This is a genomic window from Shewanella goraebulensis (assembly GCF_030252245.1).
Classification (GTDB): domain Bacteria; phylum Pseudomonadota; class Gammaproteobacteria; order Enterobacterales; family Shewanellaceae; genus Shewanella; species Shewanella goraebulensis.
In genome coordinates, this window is the sequence record NZ_CP126972.1 from 3,466,355 (window position 1) to 3,488,525 (window position 22,171).

General features: G+C 37.2%; 22 protein-coding genes and 1 tRNA gene. 7 read left to right on the top strand and 16 right to left on the bottom strand.

Annotated features, from left to right (window positions below):
• Window positions 1-104: 104 nt before the first annotated feature.
• Window positions 105-1,025 carry a chemotaxis protein CheV gene (locus tag QPX86_RS14710; RefSeq protein ID WP_220754711.1) on the bottom strand — a complete coding sequence of 307 codons (921 nt, stop codon included), beginning with the start codon at window positions 1,023-1,025 and terminating at the stop codon, window positions 105-107.
• A 327-nt stretch (window positions 1,026-1,352) separates the two neighbouring features.
• On the opposite strand from QPX86_RS14710, the gene flgA reads away from it, so the two are divergent.
• The 3 genes from flgA (at window position 1,353) to QPX86_RS14725 (ending at window position 2,968) form a co-directional block, all read left to right on the top strand.
• Window positions 1,353-2,075, top strand: a complete 723-nt coding sequence (flgA, locus tag QPX86_RS14715; protein ID WP_285163083.1) for a flagellar basal body P-ring formation chaperone FlgA — start codon at window positions 1,353-1,355, stop codon at window positions 2,073-2,075.
• Window positions 2,076-2,147: 72 nt separating this feature from the next.
• A complete protein-coding gene (flgM, locus tag QPX86_RS14720; RefSeq protein ID WP_220754709.1) occupies window positions 2,148-2,477 on the top strand; it encodes a flagellar biosynthesis anti-sigma factor FlgM in 330 nt (109 codons plus the stop codon).
• A gap of 65 nt (window positions 2,478-2,542) precedes the next feature.
• The gene (locus QPX86_RS14725) at window positions 2,543-2,968 is read left to right on the top strand and encodes a flagella synthesis protein FlgN (RefSeq protein WP_220754708.1); all 426 of its coding nucleotides are present in this window, start codon (window positions 2,543-2,545) and stop codon (window positions 2,966-2,968) included.
• Window positions 2,969-3,186: 218 nt separating this feature from the next.
• Here the strand turns inward: QPX86_RS14725 and QPX86_RS14730 are convergent, their stop codons facing one another.
• Entirely contained in the window at window positions 3,187-3,645 is a 459-nt protein-coding gene (locus QPX86_RS14730) for an LPP20 family lipoprotein (protein WP_285163084.1), read from the bottom strand.
• On the bottom strand, window positions 3,642-4,352 hold the full coding sequence (locus tag QPX86_RS14735; RefSeq protein ID WP_285163085.1) for a FlgO family outer membrane protein: 711 nt from the start codon (window positions 4,350-4,352) through the stop codon (window positions 3,642-3,644). The genes QPX86_RS14730 and QPX86_RS14735 overlap by 4 nt, the downstream gene beginning before the upstream one ends.
• A gap of 283 nt (window positions 4,353-4,635) precedes the next feature.
• Here QPX86_RS14735 and QPX86_RS14740 point away from each other — a divergent pair, with 283 nt between their 5' ends.
• The 3 genes from QPX86_RS14740 (at window position 4,636) to QPX86_RS14750 (ending at window position 8,635) form a co-directional block, all read left to right on the top strand.
• A complete protein-coding gene (locus QPX86_RS14740) occupies window positions 4,636-5,823 on the top strand; it encodes a flagellar assembly protein FlgT (protein WP_285163086.1) in 1,188 nt (395 codons plus the stop codon).
• Window positions 5,824-5,919: 96 nt separating this feature from the next.
• Window positions 5,920-8,391: a 6-hydroxymethylpterin diphosphokinase MptE-like protein gene (locus tag QPX86_RS14745; protein WP_285163087.1), complete on the top strand. Its 2,472-nt coding sequence runs from the start codon at window positions 5,920-5,922 to the stop codon at window positions 8,389-8,391.
• Window positions 8,392-8,559: 168 nt separating this feature from the next.
• Window positions 8,560-8,635: transfer RNA gene (locus QPX86_RS14750), tRNA-Arg, on the top strand.
• Window positions 8,636-8,679: 44 nt separating this feature from the next.
• On the opposite strand, the gene QPX86_RS14755 is transcribed toward QPX86_RS14750, so the two are convergent.
• The 12 genes from QPX86_RS14755 to pseB form a co-directional block, all read right to left on the bottom strand.
• Complete coding sequence (locus QPX86_RS14755; protein WP_220753034.1) at window positions 8,680-9,822, bottom strand: DUF4915 domain-containing protein; 1,143 nt, start codon at window positions 9,820-9,822, stop codon at window positions 8,680-8,682.
• Window positions 9,823-9,833: 11 nt separating this feature from the next.
• Window positions 9,834-11,021, bottom strand: coding sequence for an N-acetyl sugar amidotransferase (locus QPX86_RS14760; protein ID WP_220753035.1), 1,188 nt, complete (start codon window positions 11,019-11,021; stop codon window positions 9,834-9,836).
• Window positions 11,014-11,721, bottom strand: coding sequence for a HisA/HisF-related TIM barrel protein (locus QPX86_RS14765; RefSeq protein WP_220753036.1), 708 nt, complete (start codon window positions 11,719-11,721; stop codon window positions 11,014-11,016). The genes QPX86_RS14760 and QPX86_RS14765 overlap by 8 nt, the downstream gene beginning before the upstream one ends.
• 11 nt (window positions 11,722-11,732) lie before the next feature.
• Entirely contained in the window at window positions 11,733-12,353 is a 621-nt protein-coding gene (gene hisH / locus QPX86_RS14770) for an imidazole glycerol phosphate synthase subunit HisH (RefSeq protein ID WP_220753037.1), read from the bottom strand.
• Window positions 12,343-13,485, bottom strand: a complete 1,143-nt coding sequence (locus tag QPX86_RS14775) for an N-acetyl sugar amidotransferase (protein WP_220753038.1) — start codon at window positions 13,483-13,485, stop codon at window positions 12,343-12,345. The genes hisH and QPX86_RS14775 overlap by 11 nt, the downstream gene beginning before the upstream one ends.
• A 138-nt stretch (window positions 13,486-13,623) precedes the next feature.
• Complete coding sequence (locus tag QPX86_RS14780) at window positions 13,624-14,247, bottom strand: pseudaminic acid biosynthesis-associated methylase (RefSeq protein ID WP_220753039.1); 624 nt, start codon at window positions 14,245-14,247, stop codon at window positions 13,624-13,626.
• Between the two features lie 19 nt (window positions 14,248-14,266).
• Window positions 14,267-15,337: a pseudaminic acid synthase gene (gene pseI, locus QPX86_RS14785; RefSeq protein WP_220753040.1), complete on the bottom strand. Its 1,071-nt coding sequence runs from the start codon at window positions 15,335-15,337 to the stop codon at window positions 14,267-14,269.
• Entirely contained in the window at window positions 15,330-15,977 is a 648-nt protein-coding gene (locus QPX86_RS14790; protein ID WP_220753041.1) for a formyltransferase family protein, read from the bottom strand. Before QPX86_RS14790 ends, pseI begins: the two co-directional genes overlap by 8 nt.
• Window positions 15,974-17,026, bottom strand: a complete 1,053-nt coding sequence (gene pseG / locus QPX86_RS14795; RefSeq protein WP_285163089.1) for a UDP-2,4-diacetamido-2,4,6-trideoxy-beta-L-altropyranose hydrolase — start codon at window positions 17,024-17,026, stop codon at window positions 15,974-15,976. The genes QPX86_RS14790 and pseG overlap by 4 nt, the downstream gene beginning before the upstream one ends.
• Window positions 17,023-17,715: a pseudaminic acid cytidylyltransferase gene (pseF, locus tag QPX86_RS14800; protein WP_220753043.1), complete on the bottom strand. Its 693-nt coding sequence runs from the start codon at window positions 17,713-17,715 to the stop codon at window positions 17,023-17,025. The genes pseG and pseF overlap by 4 nt, the downstream gene beginning before the upstream one ends.
• On the bottom strand, window positions 17,712-18,878 hold the full coding sequence (gene pseC, locus QPX86_RS14805) for a UDP-4-amino-4,6-dideoxy-N-acetyl-beta-L-altrosamine transaminase (RefSeq protein ID WP_220753044.1): 1,167 nt from the start codon (window positions 18,876-18,878) through the stop codon (window positions 17,712-17,714). The genes pseF and pseC overlap by 4 nt, the downstream gene beginning before the upstream one ends.
• 6 nt (window positions 18,879-18,884) lie before the next feature.
• The gene (gene pseB, locus QPX86_RS14810) at window positions 18,885-19,898 is read right to left on the bottom strand and encodes a UDP-N-acetylglucosamine 4,6-dehydratase (inverting) (RefSeq protein WP_285163090.1); all 1,014 of its coding nucleotides are present in this window, start codon (window positions 19,896-19,898) and stop codon (window positions 18,885-18,887) included.
• Between the two features lie 595 nt (window positions 19,899-20,493).
• On the opposite strand from pseB, the gene QPX86_RS14815 reads away from it, so the two are divergent.
• Window positions 20,494-21,174 carry an oligogalacturonate-specific porin KdgM family protein gene (locus QPX86_RS14815; protein WP_285163091.1) on the top strand — a complete coding sequence of 227 codons (681 nt, stop codon included), beginning with the start codon at window positions 20,494-20,496 and terminating at the stop codon, window positions 21,172-21,174.
• Window positions 21,175-21,380: 206 nt separating this feature from the next.
• Here QPX86_RS14815 and QPX86_RS14820 read toward each other — a convergent pair whose 3' ends face one another.
• On the bottom strand, window positions 21,381-22,145 hold the full coding sequence (locus tag QPX86_RS14820; RefSeq protein ID WP_220753047.1) for a class I SAM-dependent methyltransferase: 765 nt from the start codon (window positions 22,143-22,145) through the stop codon (window positions 21,381-21,383).
• Between the last annotated feature and the right edge of the window lie 26 nt (window positions 22,146-22,171).

Here is a 22,171-nt window from a genome sequence, read left to right on the forward strand (position 1 = left end):
ACTATCAAACTTGTTTAATCTTCAGAAAAGGCATAATAAACCTAAGTCTGCCTTTGTATATACTGTCTTTGCATATAATAATAGACAGACTATTGCCACAATGCTTATAAAATTAAGTGTTTATTCACAGCAGATGCTAATTCATCAGGGTTGAATTTTGCGATAAAATCATTAGCCCCAACTTTCTCGACCATAGCTTGGTTGAAAACCCCACTTAAAGAGGTGTGCAATACCACTTTTATGTCTTTAAGCTTAGGATCATCACGTATTTCTGCGGTCAAGGTATAACCATCCATTTCTGGCATTTCAATATCTGAAATAATTAATGGGATCTCGTCAGCAACATTATCCATTTCAGTTGCAATGGCTTTGAGCTTTTCAAGGGCATCTTTACCATCAATCGCAGTATCAATTTGCAAATTTAACGACTCAAGTGAACGTATAATTTGTTTTCTCGCTACCGCTGAATCATCAATGACCATAATGTGATAATGCTGTTCGCGATCAATGGTTAGCGCTTCATCTGCTTCTTTACTGATTTCAGTTTTAACTGGTGATATTTCATCTAAGATTTTTTCAACATCCAAAATCTCTACCAATTCACCTTCAATTTCTGTCACCGCCGTCAAATATGAGTTACGACCGGCACCTTGTGGAGGCGGCATAATAGATTCCCAATTCATATTGATAATGCGCTCAACAGAACTGACTAAGAAACCTTGAATACTGCGGTTATACTCAGCAATAATGATGAAACAGTTTTCAGTTGAAGTTAATGGGCGGCCACCCGTTGCCGCACTTAAATCAATCACAGAAATAGTCGAGCCGCGGATATGTGCAATCCCTTTAATCATAGGGCTTAGGCGCGGTAAAGTGGTTAATGGCGGACACTGTAAGACTTCTTTTACTTTAAAAACGTTAATACCAAAACGTTGACGGCCATTCAATTTAAAAAGCAACAACTCGAGTCTGTTTTGACCAACAAGTTGGGTACGTTTATTGACTGATTCAAGAATACTCGACATAACCCTGCCTTAATTAATACAGCCCCTTCGGGCATTTTCTTATGATTTAAAGCGACACTAATCCTACTACCATCAAATTGTAACACACGCTTGATGTGATTTATTCGCTATATTAATAGCTTTAATGTAATAGGCATACTTATTGCTTTAAATTAATCAATTACCATATAAACCAATATTTTCAGCTGAAAAGTCAAACTTCTGACTTCTGGTTCAATTATTCTTCAGTGAATAGTTCAGCTTAAAAGAATCTTGTTTAAATCAATGTATTTAAACCGCTAACATGAAGTATAGAGGTATTCTGGCAATACTCGCTAGAAACAAAATATGAAGAAAAACATTCTTTTGTTACTTATCTTAATGTGCGCTGCTTTTCCGGCTTTAGCCAGTGAAGACAGTACTATCACCTATTCTTTATCGACCATTACTGCGTTAGCTAAAGAGACTGTTGCAAAAAAAATTGCCGACTCACCTTCATTTAATAGCAATGCAAAAATAAACATTTTGCCGCAACGATTAGAAGGAAGGCTTAACCCCCCTTCATGTTACCCACCCATTCAGGTAGAAATGGCCAGTGACCGACCTATTAACCGCACTAATACTGTCAAAATTAGCTGTATAAGTCCTGAGTACGATTATCCTTGGCAAATGTATTTATCAGTAAAAGTTGAGGTACTCTACCCAGTTGTAACCGCTAAAGGTATTATCGAAAAAGGCGAACTCATCACTGACGACATCATTGAAATCAACTTTGTAGACCAACACAGCATTCGTGGTCAATTTTTCTCTGGTATATCAGACATTATTGGCACGCGCTCAAAAAGGCGAGTAGCAGCAAAAGCACCATTACTTAATAATAACCTATGTTTTGTCTGTAAAGGTGATTCGGTATCGATATACGCAAAAACAAGTAGCTTTGAAATCAAAACAGCTGGAGAAGCGTTGCGAGATGGTAACCTGGGAGATACTATTAGAGTCAAAAACTCTAACTCAAACAGAAGACTAGATGTTATTGTCACAGGTGTTGGAGAAGTTGAAGTTAGGATGTAAAATAATCCTAAAGTTATTTCCATCAAGGCCGATACCCTGTTAGGAATACCATAAATTACGCTGGAGCCTTACATGGCAATTGATATTAACAATCTAAAAACAGCTTCACACACTCAGTTACGCACCAATCGTAACTCAAGTGCTGCGACTAATACTGCAGAAACACCAAGCAGTAATAAAGCAGATGTGAAAACTGATTCGGTCAGCATCACCTCGCAAGCCCAACAGCTGCAAGGAGCTCAAAGCAAAATGGCATCGTTACCAGAAATTGATCAAAGCAAAGTTGATGCAATTAAAACAGCGATTTCAGAAGGTCGATATAAAGTTGACCCAGAAAAGCTCGCTGCTAACATTGCAAGTTTTGAAGCTGACATGAGCGGACTAAATTTCGACCAAGAGTAGTTTCATAATGACTCTTGGCTAATCAAGCGTTACATCAGTAACGTGGATTTTATAAAGAGTAACTTATGAACGAATTACTACAGCTGTTATCTTTTCAGCACGGCACCTTGTCGTCGCTGAAAAAACTTGTATCTGCAGAAAAACAAGCATTAACGGACCAAGACGCTGATACCCTGTTAGCCTTGGCTCGAGAAAAAGTCACTTGCCTTAATAATTTACAACAAAATGACCAGAAACTGGCTAACCATCCAGATAAAGAGCTGCTCAATACAAATGCCGAGTTAGTTCAAAAGGTAGAGGAAGCTAAGGCCATTTTAGAACAATGCAAAGACATTAATAATCAGAATGCCAGTCTTATCGAACTAAATATTGCCAGCCTGAATCGTTTCTCACAAGCAATGCAAATGAGCCGTAATGCTACCAGCCTGACTTATAATGACAAAGGTCATACTTCAACCATCTCTTCATTAGGGTCAAACCTAAAAGCTTAGGTACAAATTCAGGTGTAACCCTAGGTTTAAATCGAAGGTTTAAATCGAAGGTTTAAATCGAAAACTTAGTCTAGTTTTAAGAGTAACTCTATTGATAGCCTTACAAACAAGCGCCTTGTAAAATTGCAGTTTTAGACACAAAAAAGCCGCTAATCAGCGGCTTTATTATCAATTTCAACCCATCAAGATACAGTCTAACTAATAACGTATTAATAAAACTAAAAGTATGTTACTTCTTTGATCTTTCTTGGTCGATTAGCTTGCTGATAAAGCTCCCATACTTGAGCGTAGTCTAACTCCAACTCAGTTACGTACATATCGCCTGCTGGATAACTTTTTATCACCTTAGCGCCTTTAATCATGCCAGATACATTAGCAGACACAGTTTCGCTATTTAATAGCCAATCACTCATTTGGCTATTGGCATCTATTTGTTGGCCGTAAACTTGCTCGGCCAATTCGCGATAGGCTGCTATTTTAGAGGCCTGCATCGCCATTAACACTTTATGTGATTGATCTTTTGCCGGTTGAGTTTTTAAAGGCGCATAACCAATGGCTGTTAATGTCGGAAACTGCTCAGGCGCTTCTGTTTCCCACTGCACATACTTATCATTACTCGCACACCCGCCTAAAGATAATGCTGCCACCGACATCAGTATAAGTAGTAATTTTCTCATAATTGTTCACCTAATACTGCAACCTTCCCTAATCCCGATTGCTCATTACGAAATAACAGACCATCTTGTGAAATCACCTTATTTGATGGCGATAAGAATCCCGGTAAGCTCGCTAAATGCACGAAAGTCTGAACTGCTGATACAACACGGTTGTTGGTCACATTAACAATCCTAGCGTTCAACACTAATCCCTGAGTAGTTGTATCCATTGTCGACACCACTACATGAGAAACCGGTAAATCAGAAGGTAATAATTTCCAGTCACGGCTCAGGATAAATTCACCTTGTTCAGTAGCCCTTATGGCATTAGCAACGTTCATATCGACGAGGTTAAACTCATGAGCATGAAATGCAGCGACAAGACCTTGTTGAAGCTGCAACCCTAATGCATCAGTTTGACTAAACTGGCCCACCTTCACAGGTGTTGTTACCAGCAAAGGCTGATCTGTTCGTAAACTGTCATTTTGCAAAACCAGCTCGTTGACTATTTTTTCAGCAAGAATATTAATGTGAGATTTAGGTGCTAGGCCAACTTTTTCGATATCATAGTAAAGCGCTTGTTTTGATTCAGCTTGTGGCTCTGATGCAAACCAATAGTTAGTATCTGTAGGCTGAACAGCATAAGTCAACTCATCAGGAGCTGCAGGCTCTTTATTAGCACAAGCAACCACCATTAAAGCAATGGGGATTAATATCAGTGATCGCATAGCCTTCCCTTAAATCAGTTATATTTGAATGAAGTCAGTTTTCAAATTCATCGATAAGATCATTAGTGAATTAATACCAAGTAATCAAAATCACATTCCATGCAACTCTATCGGCGGATTATTCAAAAACTTTACTAAGAATGAGCGATAAATTAATCAGAGCTGACAAAAAGACTTTAGTTATAACAGGCACAGTTTTTGCTTTATTTCAGACATTAATAAAAACAGTGCTCAAAAGTCATTTAGTTGGCACTGCAATCGTACTGATTTGTCAAAAGTGAAAATGAACATGCCAAATTTAAGCCTAAAATTATTCGTTTTTTTCTTGTTAGCAATGCTTTCAAGTACTGCTAGCAGCTTAGCTTTTGCGCAACAAGTCGAAGTATCAGGCCAAGCAAAAATCATCGACGGGAATATCGATAAAGCCCGTGAGGCTGCAATCAACCAGGCACTTAACTATGCTAGTTTAAAAGCTGGGGTTAACTTTAATAGCCAGCAAACAATCAACCAAGGTAACCTCACTCAAGATGCGTTTCACATTCAACGAATGGGCGAAGCCAACAATATTGAACTGGTATCTGAAATTGTTACCAAAGCCGATATCACCGTTTTACTAAGGCTTAACCTACAATCACAAAAAGTGGTTCAACAATGTCATAGCCAACAACTCAAAGCAGCGATAATGATCCCGCAAGCAACCATGCGCGACCGCTCACAGTTGCGCTATGGACAACTCGCCAAGTTTGAACAAGCGCTATCTCAACAATACGGTTCAGTCATTAATGGACTATCAAACTATAGTTTTGCTCACATGCATGCAGAAGAAAAACTCGACCATACAAACGAGTTAATTAACTTCAAAGGCAATAGAATCCCTAGCTGGTTAGGTGAAATCACAGATAGCCAATATATATTGCAACCTGAAGTATTAGATATTTCCACCGAGCCTTATCAAAGTTCAATATTCGGTCTATGGAACGATTATCCGGAGCGACAAATCAACTTGCGCTTTACTTTATTCCATGGCATTAGCGGTGAAAAAGTCTGGAGTAAAGACTACTCAACAATGGCTGTTTGGGAGTTTGACCGAGATGAAACAGTGTCACCTTCAACCCAACGTTTCTGGGGTTCTGAATACGGGCAAGCAATGAACCAATTACTACAACAAAGTACCCAAGACATTGATAACTTGCTCAATTGCCGCCCTTTACTGGGTCAAATTGTGGCGAAACAAGGCAACAGAATCATTATTAACTTAGGCCGCAAAAATAACGTCAAGATGGGTGATAACTTCCAAATTGTGTTACAACAAAATATTCCTGATAGAGTGAATTTAATGCGCGCTGTAGCCACCAAGAATCGAGCGACAGTGACCATTGAGCAAGTATCAGAAGAAAGCGCCACTGCTATTCTTGAAGGAGTTAACAGCTCTGGCAATATCCAAATTCAAGATATTGTGATTAAGATTTAAGCCCAAATAGTTCTATATAAAGTTACAACATCCTGGAATCGGCTCAACATTAAGAGCATTCGAGATATTGACCCTATATACAAAGGTTTTAATACAATGACAGCATCAAACTCAGTAATAAAAAATCAATTTGCTATCAGTCAATTTAATGAATATTACCTACCTAGTATCAACAGGAATACCTTCGAAAAAGTCGACTCTACAACTGTTTTTAAGCAAAAATTTAAACAGGATATTTTTACAGAAGACACTCTTCATATAATTGTAGGCTTAGACTCCGGTTTACTGGTTAACTACATTATAGAAGCACCTAAAACCGAAGGGAGCAAATATTTATTCGTTGAGCTCCCTGAAGTTATGACAATGTTAAATATTGATCTTCCTGAAAAACAGAAGGAATACCTTGATGTCATGAGCTTCGATGAGTTTTCTAACATTATTCAATCTAGCCATCACAACTTGTTTTTAGTTAAAAACCAGGTAAAAGTAACCCTTTCATTATCAGCGTCATCAGGCGTCATTGAAGATTACTCTGTTTGCTACAACAATATTTGTAAATTGCTGTCACAGAAAAGCTCATCTTTAAAAGCAAATTTAAATCAGAAATTATTTTTTGCAGAACAATTACTCAATGCTAGTGAAAATCAACAACCTGCAACAATCTTAAAAAATACTTTTAGCGGTAAAACATGCGTTATCGTCGGAGGAGGCCCTTCACTTGATGAACAACTTGATTGGCTCAAACTAAACTACGATAAATTATTCATTATTACCGTATCAAGGTGTGCTTCTAAGCTGTCACTACTTGGTATACCTGCACACATTATTGTGTCAATTGATCCACAAGAGCATAGTTTCGAAGTTAATAGAGAAATGATGGGTCTAGCCCATGAAAGTTTGCTCGTAAACTCCCATCATATTTGCCATAGAATTTTAGCCCAATGGCAAGGACGATCTGTTTTTCTTGGGGAACAATTACCTTGGATTGATAGTAATAACATCCCCACAGTTGGCCCAACTGTTACAAACAGCTCAATTAGAATTGCCATTGAAATGGGGTTTTCTCAAATTCTTTTAACTGGGGTAGATTTTTGTCATTCAAGCACAGGGCTTACTCATACTAAAGGAAGTGTTGAAGCAGCATCTGGAAGTGATAATAGTAGAATCAATCAATGGGTTGAAACTTATGCAGGGAATTTAGCAGAAACCCCCATGTCCTTGTTCCATGCAGCAAATGCTTTACAGCAAGAGGCTACAGCATACCCAAAAACCAACATAATAAACTTGTCCATTAATGCAGCAAAAATTGATGGTATTCAACATATTGACGTAAAAAACATTAAAATTGAACCCGTTTCTTGTACAATTAAGCAGTTCATCGAAAACTTACCACAAAAGCGCCAGAAGGAAAGTCAATTTTTCTATTCACTAGAAAAAGAGCTACGCGCAGCTAAACGTTCTCTTAATAAAATTCACACATTATCAAAAGAAGCGCTTTCACTTATTTCAACGGCCAAAAAATATTCAGTTAAGAGTGACGAATACCAACAAAAAATTGCAGGCATTGAAAGAATCGAATCTAAAATAAATAACCAACATTCCTCTTTCAGTAAACTCATCAAAATTTATGGTTATTTTGAGTTCTCGCAGTTTTTAACCACAAAAGAAACAAACGACTGGTCAGAAGAACAAATGAATTCAATGACTAATAAGTATTATCAAGCATTTGAAATCATGTCAAAAGAGTTAAATGAGTTAGTTCAACAGTCCTTAGAATTAGTTACTGTTAGAAAAGAAGAGTTAAAAGAACGCCCTTCATTTGTTTTATTAAGCACAACTTGGTTCTACTTTAATCAACCAGGCAGAGTTTACTTATGGATAAACAATGCAGGAAAGCAAATAGCTTCAAATTTACCTCAAAGAGATAATGAAGTAATCATTAAATTGCAAAACTCCTATAAAGTACAACTTGAAAGTCGCGCTCATCCATATTTTTCAATGAAGAAAAAAAACCAAGTTCTAACAAACACACTCGCAAAAATTATAGATTTAAAGCAAAGCAAAAACATTGCCGGGCTAAAATTACTTGCCACTAATTTACGTCCATTAATAAGTGTTGATCAATATGCTTCACGATTGTTTCACTTAACCCAATATTTTACTTTTTTTTTAAAAAACGAGTTTGAATCTGCTTTAAATTCGATATTAAGTATTGAAGAAAGCAACCGCTCTGAAGTGGAACATAAACAGATTTTACTTATAGCATTTAAACTACACAATCTAGATTTAGCAGAAAAAACCCTTAATGAATTAGTAAAATACAGTGATGAATATCAACCTCAACACGCACATATTTTATCTTTAAAAGGGGAAAACCAGCAGGCTTTAGATAAATACTTAAATTACCTAGATAAATACCCAACGGATGAAAATACACTCATAAAGCTAGGGATTTTTTTAGCTAACATTGGGCAAACAGAAGGGGCTAGATCTTCTTTTTCTCAAGTATTATCTATTAACAATGAGAACGTAACGGCAAGAAATTATTTGGCTCAAATGAGTCAATAACTTTTACACTTTAATGAATCATAAATATCACTGATATTTTTATTTGGGAGAACTCATTAAATATTTCATGCTATTGAATATTAATGAGTTTCAATTGAATGAATAAAGAACAAACAACTGAATTTAAAAACTTTAAATCAATCATAAAACTTGTATAATTAGCAAAGTCTCCCTATAGCTCAACAGGATAGAGCAGTCGCCTCCTAAGCGATCGATCAGGGTTCGAGTCCTTGTGGGGAGACCACAGTTAACTTCAATCAAGCCTCCTATTATTCAATTATTCAATTATTATAATTTAATCACTGAATGAATTTCTGACACTTTTTTAGGGAGCTGTATCGAGCGACTAAAGTTGAACTTTTTATTTACTATTGTAATTCGAGTATCAATAGATACAGGGGTTCTTCCAGTTTCTAACCTTGAAAAGTTACGATTCTTACTTTCACCAATGTAATGATACTCATGATCAGAATCATATCCACGAACGAAACCTGGCAAGGTCGCTAAAACATCAAAATTATTACCCAGTAATGTCCCTTTAAATGAGTTGAGTACTTTAAGACCAAACTCATCACAAATAACACTGTGAGGCATTGTCAGATTATTAATGATGACATTCATTTCTCCAGTGATTAAGTCCACTTCAATGATACCGCCATCAAAACTGTTACGTTTCCAGTTACCTGTGACGGAGAACATTGAAACATAGGCAAAATCATCAACAATGAAAATATCATTACAATGGTGTTGAGCACTGCCAAATCGAGCTAACTTTTCACTAAATTTGTACTTAAATACCTCTTTCCCCTGATGGTTTACCCCAATAATACAGTCACCATAACTTGACACGATGACCCATAATGATTTGTACTTTCTTAACCCATGAGCCCTAAGCCCTTCTGGCAATTCGATTTGATGACATACTTCAAAATCTTTGTTCATCAACATGATACCGTCACCCTGAGAAGAAAATGCAAAACCTTCGTCATCATGACGAATCAAACCATGGGTATTACCTTTAAATAACTGTTTTGCAGAAGGGTACTCATCAGTTTCTTGGATCAAATATATTCCTCCACCAGAAAAAGTTTCCGCAGAGGAAGGTAGACCACTACTCACAAGAAATTGAAATTGAGTCTCTTCAAGTTGACTCATTTCCATTCTTTCACTTAATAATTCGGCCACATCCGCATCTTGACCCCAAACAAATCCGTAAGCATTAAGCTGATGTTTAACTTCAGTTACTGACGTAGTACACACTATCACTTTGTAATGAGCCGATAAGCCATTTAGCTCATTTGGGCTTTTAACTGGAACACCGTGAAACAATGAGCCTTGTAAGTCGACACTGTTATCGACAATGAATTCTGGCATCAAATGTAGGTTTTTTTCGGCAACAGTACCACTACCGAACAAGATAATTTTTTTCATCATAATCCTTTTTAAATACTGATACCTTTTGCGAAATATAAGTGATGTTCTTTAGGGGAGAAGCTAGGTGACATCATCTTTGAAAGGCTTTCGGGCAATTTAGGTGTAGGAGGTATTGCTTCATTAACATCACTTTGAATTAAGTGTTTAACCTTGCCTAAACGATGTTTTACATACCAATCGTAACCACTTTCTGTCACATCAAGCCACTTAAAAAAAGGTTTAATGTTTGCGGGTTGTTGCTGATATTTATGAGCAAGCTCGGTTGCTTGCTCTAAAGTGACTCGCCCATGTCTAATTTCTCTGGTTAATTGATCAGTTACTTTTCGATAGCCTGTGCGTTGATATTTTAAAATATCATGCAGTTCATAATAAACAGAGCTACCGGCACGTTCATAACAATCAAATGTGGCACGACTCAATTGAGGTTGAAAACCATGTTCAACCATAGCTTTATTTTGCAACAATGGGTCCCACTTAAAATAATTACTTAAATAAATTCCTGTGACGCCTTTTTTGCTTAACGATGAAATATTGGGATATTGATAGTAATTGAGGTGTCGTAAATCAATTTGAGCACCATTACCAATTAACTCTTCCAAGCTGATATCACACATATCGTGTTGCAACCTGCTCCATTGACTCATTTCAACTCTATCATGATGAGTAAACTTACCAACTTGCTCAATAGCTTGGTGCCCCCCCCAAATGACGAGTGGAATATTTCGTTCATTCGCTACATGCACAGGAAAAGAAGTATGAAGAGCATGGAAAGGTAATTGAATATGATCAAATTTGCGCAGTGATGTTCTTACTAAATCTTTATAAACTCTAATGTCAGGATTGAAAACGAACGAATCAACATCAAAGTGGGTAATCAGATTATGTAAGTTATACCAACCAATATCATTATTAAAATAATTATTCACACAGACAACTAATGGAGATAGGCCAAGCTCTAGTACTTTTTCAAGTACATAATAATCGTCAGCATCTCCAACGACCGGTACAACACAGTCATAACTATTATTTTTACTTTTATGTTTTTCTAAAAGAGTTTCAAGTTGCCCTCTTTTAAGCTGCCAATCTATTTGATACTTCTCTAGATGAGTATCACAACCTGAACAAGTATTTTGGTATAACGCTAAACCAAATGGATGTGCAGTGTTATATAAACATGTTGGACATTGTTTAACCATAATTATGAGCCTTTCTTGAATACTCACGATGTAACACTTTATTCTCAACTAACACTGCAGCATATTGCTGCTCCAGAGCCCATTTGATAGAAGCTTGAGAAATACCGCCACTGACAATAATACGGGAACTTTCAAACGGCAACTGGGTCATTAATTGCGTCCGAAAACCTGAATAACCACCTTCATTATCGGTGTCATATATAATGATTTCATTTGCAAAAGTACTGATTAAATCCATGTCAATATTAGCAATATCAATAAGCGACGCAGAAGAGAGATGGCAAACTTTGGCAATATCATCATTAAAAGACATAGGTAATAAGCACTGAATGGCTTGACGACCCATTAGATGAACAGCCTTGTCTAATAATTCAATATTTTGTTCTAAAAATGCCGTTGACAAAATTAATCTTTCAATAGGAAGGTTAGATAGTTTGTAGAGCATCTCGACGCTTCGAATGCCGCCGCCAAAGCTGATTGGAGTCGACGTGTTCAGTGATGAAATAACAGCTAAATCCATTTCAAAACCAGATACAGAATCCGTTGCTCTTACGGGACGAATAATTGCAATCTCGTCACACTCATAACTTTCTAAAGCGTTAACAACAGTCTGTAATGTTCCTAGAGGTCTCAACTTATTCCAATGATATGATTGATAACACTGTCCTTCGTGCAATAGAACTATCGCGCCTTCTCTCACTTTACGTATCCTTATAACATCAACTTCAATAGCTCATGTCCTGTCTGCTGACTTTTTTCAGGATGAAACTGTAATCCTAAAATATTATCCTTCACCAACATCGCATTGTATTTATTGAATGATTCGCTGATGGGCAATTCAAAAGCATCAACGTCTCCGGTGTGTTGATAACCATACTCATGATTATAAAAAACACGGCCTGTTACTTTTTGCTTTCGAGTTAGTTGAGAAGGTGAACAAAAAGCACTTTGACGCAAATTACATTTTTGTAAATCAAAGCTCTCCCAGCCATTATGAGTAGTATCAGAAAGCTTAATGACTTCACCTGGTAATAGCCCCAATCCTTCAATACCACCATCTTCTTCAGTGTGCGAGCTAAGCACTTGAAAACCCAAACATATGCCTATAAGTCTTTTGCCTGATTCTGTGTGTTCTATAATCGCTTTATCAAAACTACCCGATTTTAATCGTTCCATATAAAAACCAGCAGCACCGACGCCAGGTAATATCAAAATATCAGACTTTATATCACTGGCACGATGCACGATTCGAGTTGAAATAAATGCACTTTCAATCCAATGTTGAATTGATCTCACATTACCCGCTCCAATTGATAGAATATCAACCGACATAATCGACTCCAACAGTGAACTTTCTCTTTGGCCTACTTTCTTTATTGATTGTAAACAATTTGGGATTAATCCATTTATTTGCTATCTGCCAGAATTCAGCAACAGTGATCCCGACATAATCTGCGTAATTTTTTATAATGTTATCCCCACAAACACCATCAAATTCAGCAACAATAGCAATAGCTTTCTTTCTGCTTATTTGGCCATTTCGTATTTTTTCATTCACCGAATCTGTCGCTCGACCAAAACCAAATTTATAATACTTAAGCATCATATTGATATTAGTAAATTCTTCATCAATCATTGAAGCATTGGATAAGTCACCCGTAATATGTTCATCATGAGGTCTTAACGTTAATCCCTGTAATGCGGCATAAGCCGAATTATCATCGTTACTCCAATCATCCCAAGCCGCACCTAAATAAAATATATTGATTTTATGTTTGTCGAATCCTATTTCGTCAGGGTAAATATAGTGTTCAGCAAGGTGTGGAGAACTAACCTGTTCTTTAATCCAATCGGTTCCGCCATCTGTTAGCGTATTTAGTTTACGTAAATTATTTCCGTCAAACTCATCAATCCCCTCAACGGCAGCATCGCCGACTTGTAATGCTGGATTTTCCCCCCAAAATATGGTGTTCACCCCCATTTCTATTGCTAAACGAGGTACCGTAGAAAACAGTGACATTTCGGTAGATTTACAAACATTACCAAACTGTCTAAAAGAAGCTAAAGCTAGCTGTGCTGCAGTTTTTGGGGCTGGGGTTGCAACAATAACATCAAAACCCATTTCAATTAAATTAGAAAGGTTTTTGGCTCCGATATCAGTCATTTGTTTAGGTGGGTAAGCACAACATACAAGTAATGGCCTTAACCCTAAACGATCACGCACCCAATGGGCTTGTCGGGTACTATCTTTACCGCCACTGACCCCAACAATGCAATCATACGCACCTTTATTACGTTGTTTGGCGCGACTTGTGATGATTTTCTTTTGTAATTGCTCAAGTTTTACCCTTGAAGTCGTCAGTTGATCGCTACCTGAATATTGGCAAGCAATACAAATACCCGTGTCATTAAATGAGGCATTCGGCCTCAAATTAGTCGTTAAACAGCTTTTACAATATTTCATTTGAACTCGACTCTGACTCATCAATTACAATAAGTTATCTCTAACTATTTACAGTTCACATAAACTTTCAAATATTCATAAATTACAGTTCTATAAACATCATTTAAATCTCAGCACACATGGCATGTGAACATGTCTTTATTTTGCTTTTTTTTCGAGCAAAAACCAATTCAAATCATCTTTAGGGTAAGCCGTATCTCGATGATAAACAAAGCCATAATCTACAAGAGTTAAATCTTTAAACATATCTAGCATTTCTCCTGCAAAATCACGCTTAAACAATTTACCGGCATGACCACGGTACGGAACTTCAACAGGAGTCGGGTTGTAATACTCAATAACACATATGTATCGAGAACTTGAACGATATAGGGCTTGATAAACAGTCGTTAAATCTTCAGGGTTAATATGAATTAACACACCTTTAATGAAGCAAAGATCATAAGCCTTTTCAGGTGAGTAGCTCAAAATGGAATCATGAAACACTTCAATATTTTGATTTTTTTTAAGCTCTGTAACCGCTTGAGCATTAATCTCTATCGCTGATAGTTTTGCATTCGGGCGCAACAATTCAATGGCTTTGAGGTTCATCCCAATGTTAGCACCAAATTCAATAATACTCTTCGTTGCGCCTGTTCGTTTTAAAATTGACGAAAATAGTACTGCATTACTCGCTATTAGCTCTTTATTATCATTACGGTCAATATAATTATTACCAAATTCGCCCGCCCAGAATGACTCTTGTTCAGTTTTGTAACTCACGTCATGTCTCCTAAAGAAATTATTTTTTTACAATTTGTTCTATCAAAAGAGCCTCAGTCATTGCTGTACCACGCTCGATATTTGCTATAGCTTTTTTGCCAATGATTTGGTCGAGATATTTGGGGGGGAAGCCAAATCCAGGGCGAATACTTTTTACGTTATCAACTGTAAACTCTTCACCTTGCTTGACGTCTTTGACTACATACAAAGAACGACGAAACTTTACATTGCCTTTTTCTGCTTCTGTTCTTTCATAGGTCACTTTACCTAGTGCTTGCCAAGCGGTTTTAGCATCATTAACCAACTGAGCAAGCTCTTTAGGTTCTAATGAAAAGCTATCATCGGCTCCACCACCACGTCGATCTAAAGTCACATGTTTCTCAATTAAACACGCCCCTAAAGCAACAGAAGCTACTGCAGTCGCATTATCAATAGTATGATCTGATAACCCAGCCAATACGCCAAAGTAATTAGCGATATCAGATATCGTTTTCAAATTATATTGTTCAGCGGGTGCTGGGTAGCCACTGACACAATGCAAAATAACTAACTCCTTACAACCATGATGGTGAGCTGTCTCAATGGCTTCTTGAATTTCTTGTTTATCCGCCATTCCTGTCGACATAATCATCGGCTTACCAGTTTGAGCAACTCGTTTAATTAAGGGTAAATCAACTAGCTCAAACGACGCGATTTTATAAGCTGGAGTATTTAACTCTTCTAACAAATCCACCGCTGTATTATCAAACGGTGAACTAAAAATTGTTATTCCTAACTCTTTTGCTTTTTCAAACAGCGACTTATGCCAATCCCAGGGGGTATGAGCCCATTGGTAAAGCTCATATAGGTTTCGACCAGACCATAACCCGTCATTTATTTGAAAGTCTTTCTTATTACAATTAATCGTAATTGTATCTGCTGTATAGGTCTGCAGTTTGATTGCATCAGCCCCTGCTTTTTTAGCCTGTTCCATAATGCTAAAAGCTCGATTGATGTCTCCATTATGATTAGCTGAGAGCTCTGCGATTATATATGGAGGATAATTTGGCCCAATTTTTCTACCTGAAATTTCAATATAATTTTTATCCATTCATTTCCTCCACTAAAATCTTATATTTTTTTCCATTAATAACGACAAAAGCAGGAAATCGTTCAGGGTCACAAACTCTTAACAAATTAAATTGAGAGTAAATCGATGCATTCTCATCTAACCGGCTATCATCTTTAGTTCGTTTTCTATAGTACGTACCAATAGATTTACTTTGAGGATATGCACTTACGTTATCAATATGTTTACAAGCCCAGCTCATCAATTCGATTTCAGCTAGAAATAATTTATGATTAATCTCTTGATAAAGTTCTTTGCCAGTTAAGTGAATCGTTTTTTGACGCCAAATATCTCCTGTATCAACTTCATCTTCAGCATTGATTAATGAGAGCGTTAATTTATCTACTCCATTAATAATGTCCCACACATGTGGGCTCCAACCTCGCCCTCTTGGGAGGTCGCTTGCGTGTAGAACTAAATTATAAGTAAACATCTCTCTCACATTTTTACTCACAATTTCTGAACATGAAACCAAGAATAAAATATCACCGGCATAATCTATCTCAGCTAAGGAATTTAATAATTTAATATTATACAGCTCAGATTTTTGCTGTTTCCAATCCTTTAAATAAGAATAAATAGGGTGAGCAGAGTTACTGCATATTATGGTTATATTTTTCATACTAACCTTAGGATTTCTCGAACCACACGATGAGCACCATTACCATCACAAATTAATAAGTTGTTTTGATACAACATTTTCCAGTTGAAACGTAAAGTCTCATATTTCAAAATTAATTCACTGGAAATATCATTCAATTGAATTTTATAACCACAACCACTAGCTACAATTTGGTCACAAATGTTCAATTGATTTTCAGCTAATGGAATCATTATACTAGGCAGCCCTAAACAGGCCCTTTCCCATGATGTCGTTCCTGCCGCACCGATCGATACATCATGTTCCATCATCAGCTGAGCCATGTTTTCGGAAAAGTCGATATGCAAAATATTTAAATACTTTTGACAAAAATTAGCCACACTAATATAGCTAGGAGACTTTTTACTCAATAGTACAGTTACGCTTATATTCTTTAACAACATTAGTTGCTTTAACACCGCTAGCGTTGCATTGGGAGCATCAACCCCTCCCATGCTAACTAAGACTCTCCCTCTTTCGTTCGGTTTTTCACGCTGCAGAGCACTATTTCTCAGTTTCGTAAATTCAGGAGCCAATAGTGCATAGCGACTTCCCATCAGAGCAATATTAACGTCGAAGTACTCATTCGGCTGTCTACCTAAAGATTGATCGATAACCATATCTGCACAATGATGTCGCGTCAGATCATCTATGGCAATAATCTTACAGTTCAAACAATCACGTACTTTTTGCTGCCATAAAAACTCAATTGCATAATGGTCTGTAACAACGATATCTGCATGTTTAATGGTCTCTAAAAAGTCAACGGCATCCTCTAATTGCGAACATTGCAACCAAGCTAAATAATCAGCATCCGTTTGTGGAGAAACAACCGGATTAATTGCTGGCAAAACTATTAATTGAAATCCTTTACTGGTGATATACTCATTTAAGTTACCTTCCAAGTCTCTACTTACAAACTCAATTTGATAACCATGGCATTGCAATGCTTCAGCCAAAACTAAACATCTCATAGTATGGCCATTGCCAATATGGATTGATGCATCGACTCGAAATACAACTTTTATCATAAGTTTTCTTGCATTGCTAAATAGAGAGCTTCTGCGAAATCCCAATCATCTTGGGTGTCAATATCTTGAACTTGTTTCCTTGGTAATACTATACAGCGAGAATGCTCTGAAAATATTGAAAGCCCGGCCAGAAAAGCAGAAGCTTCTCCCCAGTAAAATTGACCTGCATCATGGTATGACTCAACTAAATCTTGCGAGCGGGTTTGCTCATATTCAGGTGAAAACATTGCCACGCTGCCATCTTCAGATAATTTGATTGCACGCTGTATTGGGAAAGCAAATGTTGTTGCGCTAAAGGCAAACTTAACGTGTTCCTCTTTCACTAACTGCCAGCCTTTTTGTAAATCTCTCACTTTTATAAAGGGAGCAGTAGCATAAATGCAGCAAACAAATTCAGGGGCCCAAGATTGTTCTATACACCAAGCAACAGCATGCTGCATAACATCCATCGTTGTAGTGTAGTCATCTGCAATTTCACTAGGCCGTATAAAGGGCACATCCGCACCAAAAGATTTAGCAATTTCAGCTATTTCAAGATCATCAGTAGAGACTATGACTTTATCAAAGCTATTTGAAGCAAATGCAGCTTCAATTGAGTAGGCAATCATCGGTTTTCCATGGAACAACTTAATATTTTTGCGAGGAATACGCTTACTGCCTCCCCGTGCGGGAATGATGGCAATTCTCATGATTCAGCTCCCAAAATCTCAGTTAGGCTTTTAACAACATGATCTTGTTGTTCTTCTGTCATTAAGTGGAACATAGGTATTGAGATTGCTTCTTGATAATATGATTCAGCGTTAGGAAAGTCTCCGTTCTCAAACCCCATCTCTTTATAATAAGGTTGAGTATGAACGGGGATATAATGCAAATTCACACCGACTCCGTTATCACGTAATAAGGTAAATACCTTTTGATGAGACAATGAAACTTTATCCAGTTGAAGACGAATAACATATAAATGGAGGCCGGAATATGTCGATTCAAGCTGAAATGGCAATATGATAGGTAGTTGAGATAACAACTGCCGATAGCGTGTTGCTATTTTATGTCGAGTACTTACAAAGTCATCTAAGCGGTTCATTTGAGAGATACCTAAAGCAGCTTGTAACTCTGTCATTCTGTAGTTAAATCCGAGAGCAGTTTGCTCATAGTACCACCCGCCATGAATTTGATTTTTCATCAAGTCAGGGTTGCGGGTGACCCCGTGGCTTCGAAATAACTGCATTTTTTCAGCTAAATGCAAGCTATTTGTCATCGCAGCGCCCCCTTCAGCGGTTGTCACAATTTTCACTGGATGAAAACTGAACACTGTAATATCGGAGTATTTGCAGCTACCAACAGGGGTATCTTGATATCTGCCGCCTATCGCATGCGAAGCATCTTCAATAATGCTAAATCCATACTTAATAGATAAAGCATGGATTTTCTTCATGTCACAAGATTGGCCGCATAAATGAACAGGAATAACAACTTTGGGTAATTTCCCCATCCCCTTAGCAGTTTCAAGCTTTGCTGCTAGTTCAGTTACACTCATATTGTATGTTTGAGGATCGATATCGACAAAGTCCACTTGAGCTCCACAATATAAGCCACAATTAGCTGAAGCAACAAATGTAATTGGTGATGTCCACAACCAATCTCCTTTACCTAATCCCAGTGCTAAACATGCAATATGTAATGCAGAAGTCGCACTATTCACTGCAACTGAATATTGTGCTTTGGTATATGAAGTTAAAGCCGATTCAAATGCAGGAACCTTAGGCCCTTGAGTCAGAAAGTCTGACTGTAAAACCTCAATGACCGCATCTATATCTTGTTGTGATACTTCTTGTTTACCATATGGGATCATCTGTCACTACACCGTAAAATCAGCATCAATATGTTTTTTAATTAACTCACGTAACCCTTCTACGGTTTCCCACTCCACGTTCGTACCTGAATCATACTTAAATCCAAACGGCACTTTAATCGCTTTGTGATGTTGTAAGTAGTCTTCTTCCGAGTATGTATATGATACTGAAGGTAAAATTGCATAATAACGGCCTAAATCAATAGTATTTAATGAATCTGTATCGGTAATCATTTCTTCATGAAGCTTTTCACCAGGCCTTACACCAACAACATTAATTTCACATTCAGGGGCCACAGCTTTTGCTACATCTAAGATTTTATAAGAAGGGATTTTAGGAATAAAAATCTCACCACCGAGATGATTCCCTAGCGCATACATCACCATATTTACGCCATCTTGCAAGGATATATTAAAGCGAGTCATATCCTTATGAGTTATAGGCAGCACCCCTTCTTTCTTTTTTGCCATGAAAAAAGGAATAACAGATCCTCGTGAGCCCATCACGTTGCCATATCGAACCACACTAAAACGAATATCTCTAGAACCTTTAATATTATTAGCTGCAGCAAATAATTTATCTGAAGCTAGCTTTGTTGCTCCATATAAATTGATGGGTGCACATGCTTTGTCTGTTGATAGTGCTACGACATCTCGAACGCCACATTGCAGCGCCGCATGGATAACATGTTCCGCGCCATCAATATTGGTTCTTATACATTCTGTTGGATTATATTCAGCGGTATCAACTTGTTTGATTGCTGCAGCATGAATGATGACATCCACACCTTCACATGCTTGCGTTAGACGATTTTGGTCTCTCACATCACCAATAAAGAAGCGTAACTGTGGAAATTCTTTTCTAGGATATTGCTGCTGGATTTCGAATTGTTTTAACTCATCACGAGAATAAATAATCACTTTTTTTACATCAGGATATCGCTGTAAAATCGTTTTTACAAATTGCTTACCAAAAGAGCCTGTGCCACCTGTGATCAACACTGATTTACTGTTTAGCATTAATTATTCCCCATAAAACTCTTTTAGACTTAAGTGACACAGATAAACATTCTCTAAATTATTTTTAACCAAAAGGTGAATATGGTCTCAAATAGGATCTCTTAGTCAAAAAGTCGACGATTACATTTCACTCAAATTTGAAAGCAAACATTAGACCATTATTTATCCAACTAAGAGTTTTTCTCAAATATCTCATTGAAAGTCGGTTAACATATAATAGATTAACTTCCATTAAACCATTTAAATCAGCTCCTTGACACCTAACCTACCATTCATAGTACCACGTGAAATTCTTATAGAGTAACTACTGAAACGTGTTAGCTCACTTCTGATAAATCATTTTAGGTTAATCTTAAAAAAGTCATATTACTTTCCCCAAGAAACCATACACCACCTCCAGTTATCAATAAGTTAAATTCAGCCCAATAATGTCACCAAGTTAACAGTTGGTAATTTATATGCCTAGTTGTTACCGATATATAAGGTGATAAAACCATTATTCATGTCATTAGTCACAGTTTGTAAAACTGTATATTGGAAATCCTTATTATTAATATTGTAATACAAATAAATAAGACCTTAGATAGAGTTTGCGATGTCATCTAATAAACTAGTTTTGTTGGTTTGTGTTGTGTTTTTTCTTTGTTCGAATGCAAATGCTGCTTCGTTGGATTTTCGCCAAGAGTATAAAAGCGGAACGGATCAGCATGCAAGTAGAGTGAAAATGGGGCACACTTTTGACAGCAATTTCTCAGTTGGTTTAGAACTTAAATTTAAAGGCGCTGATGGCAAGTTCATGGAAGACTTACAGTCGAATGGGTCTGAATTAGATTTAGGCTACCGATTTAAGCTCAATGACCAATGGACACTTAGCACTGGAATGCCTATTGAATTTGGTTCGTCTGGTGCCACCTACAAGCCGCAGTTACGCTTAACTTATACCTCTAACTCTATTGATGGCCTTTCATTAAGTGGTCGATATCGCCTAGATGTAAAACCTGGTGAAGATATTAAACATTTAAGGCATCGTTATACCGTTAATGTTGGATATAAATACCAAAACTGGACCTTCGGTTTTGAAGGAAATTATTACTACGCCGATAATTCTGAGTACTTGCTATATAACGATAGTAGAACAAACTATGAAAATAATTTAACGGCTCACTATAAAATAGGCAACTGGACTCCTTGGGTAGAATTCGGAGATGTTTCTGTTTCTGATGACTCTAGTCAAAGAGAATTGAGAAGTCGTATCGGGATAAGGTATAGCTTTTAATAACTTAGTTAACCCCATTTATAGTACAAATGATGCGATTTATCTCCTAATCTGCTTTAGCAGTCTCTGGGTTATCAACTAAAAACAGCTGGGCTGTATATTGAACCATGACTGTTAAGTCTTGTTGGCTAGCTATTAAGTAATAGCAGTTGTGTATTTTTATAAGGTTGAGAGCGCGGTTTCACCCTCTCAACAAAGTGAATGATTTATTCAGGTTTTTTAAAGACAAGCGTAAATCTATCAGTATTACCTGTAACTGTTTTGCGGCCAACTTCATAACGAAGTTCGTCATCTGGTCGGTAAAACATATCTGAGGACTTCTCTAATACAAAGCCTGCAGCTTGCACCTCTAAAATAACCTCTACAGGATCTTCACGGCGGCGCATTTCGTCTGCTTCTGGCATCATGTGTCTGCGAGTATGATCGACAATCACATAAACTCCACCAGGTTTTAAAGCGTCAAATGTGGCTTTGTTCAGCTTGGCTTTATCTTCTAAATTAAAGTTATGATACTCACGAATACTCAGCATCATATCGGCATCTGTCATACCAAAATCAATATTACCTAAGCTGAACCTTCTCTCTTTAGAATTCCAATCAAGTTCTATAGGTAGCTTTTTAGTTTTACTCATCGCATTTATCGAGAGTAAATCATCCATTTCATCTAGCCACTCTTTCTTAAACGCAATATGAAACTCACCTTTATCTTTAAGTATAGGTGCCAGAATCTTACTATACCAACCACCTCCAGGAACAAGCTCAATGACTTTCATATCAGGTTTCAAACCAAAAAACTCAAGTGCAACCTCAGGATTACGATTAGCATCCCTTAACTTGTCAGCTTCTGTACGGTGATCCATCTTCATCACTTCTAGGACATTTTCTTGAAAGGGAGTGAGTGCTGCTAATGATGGAAATGAGCAAAAAGCCGATGCACTAACAAGCAACGACGCAAGAAGAGTTTTATTCATGGTAATCCTTAAAAATTAGCTTCCTT

Coding starts and splice junctions, on each gene's coding strand:
- QPX86_RS14710 (WP_220754711.1), bottom strand. CDS start 1,025: ATGTCGAGTATTCTTGAATCAGTCAATAAACGTACCCAACTTGTTGGT.
- flgA (WP_285163083.1), top strand. CDS start 1,353: ATGAAGAAAAACATTCTTTTGTTACTTATCTTAATGTGCGCTGCTTTT.
- flgM (WP_220754709.1), top strand. CDS start 2,148: ATGGCAATTGATATTAACAATCTAAAAACAGCTTCACACACTCAGTTA.
- QPX86_RS14725 (WP_220754708.1), top strand. CDS start 2,543: ATGAACGAATTACTACAGCTGTTATCTTTTCAGCACGGCACCTTGTCG.
- QPX86_RS14730 (WP_285163084.1), bottom strand. CDS start 3,645: ATGAGAAAATTACTACTTATACTGATGTCGGTGGCAGCATTATCTTTA.
- QPX86_RS14735 (WP_285163085.1), bottom strand. CDS start 4,352: ATGCGATCACTGATATTAATCCCCATTGCTTTAATGGTGGTTGCTTGT.
- QPX86_RS14740 (WP_285163086.1), top strand. CDS start 4,636: ATGAACATGCCAAATTTAAGCCTAAAATTATTCGTTTTTTTCTTGTTA.
- QPX86_RS14745 (WP_285163087.1), top strand. CDS start 5,920: ATGACAGCATCAAACTCAGTAATAAAAAATCAATTTGCTATCAGTCAA.
- QPX86_RS14755 (WP_220753034.1), bottom strand. CDS start 9,822: ATGAAAAAAATTATCTTGTTCGGTAGTGGTACTGTTGCCGAAAAAAAC.
- QPX86_RS14760 (WP_220753035.1), bottom strand. CDS start 11,021: ATGGTTAAACAATGTCCAACATGTTTATATAACACTGCACATCCATTT.
- hisH (WP_220753037.1), bottom strand. CDS start 12,353: ATGTCGGTTGATATTCTATCAATTGGAGCGGGTAATGTGAGATCAATT.
- QPX86_RS14775 (WP_220753038.1), bottom strand. CDS start 13,485: ATGAAATATTGTAAAAGCTGTTTAACGACTAATTTGAGGCCGAATGCC.
- pseI (WP_220753040.1), bottom strand. CDS start 15,337: ATGGATAAAAATTATATTGAAATTTCAGGTAGAAAAATTGGGCCAAAT.
- QPX86_RS14790 (WP_220753041.1), bottom strand. CDS start 15,977: ATGAAAAATATAACCATAATATGCAGTAACTCTGCTCACCCTATTTAT.
- pseG (WP_285163089.1), bottom strand. CDS start 17,026: ATGATAAAAGTTGTATTTCGAGTCGATGCATCAATCCATATTGGCAAT.
- pseF (WP_220753043.1), bottom strand. CDS start 17,715: ATGAGAATTGCCATCATTCCCGCACGGGGAGGCAGTAAGCGTATTCCT.
- pseC (WP_220753044.1), bottom strand. CDS start 18,878: ATGATCCCATATGGTAAACAAGAAGTATCACAACAAGATATAGATGCG.
- pseB (WP_285163090.1), bottom strand. CDS start 19,898: ATGCTAAACAGTAAATCAGTGTTGATCACAGGTGGCACAGGCTCTTTT.
- QPX86_RS14815 (WP_285163091.1), top strand. CDS start 20,494: ATGTCATCTAATAAACTAGTTTTGTTGGTTTGTGTTGTGTTTTTTCTT.
- QPX86_RS14820 (WP_220753047.1), bottom strand. CDS start 22,145: ATGAATAAAACTCTTCTTGCGTCGTTGCTTGTTAGTGCATCGGCTTTT.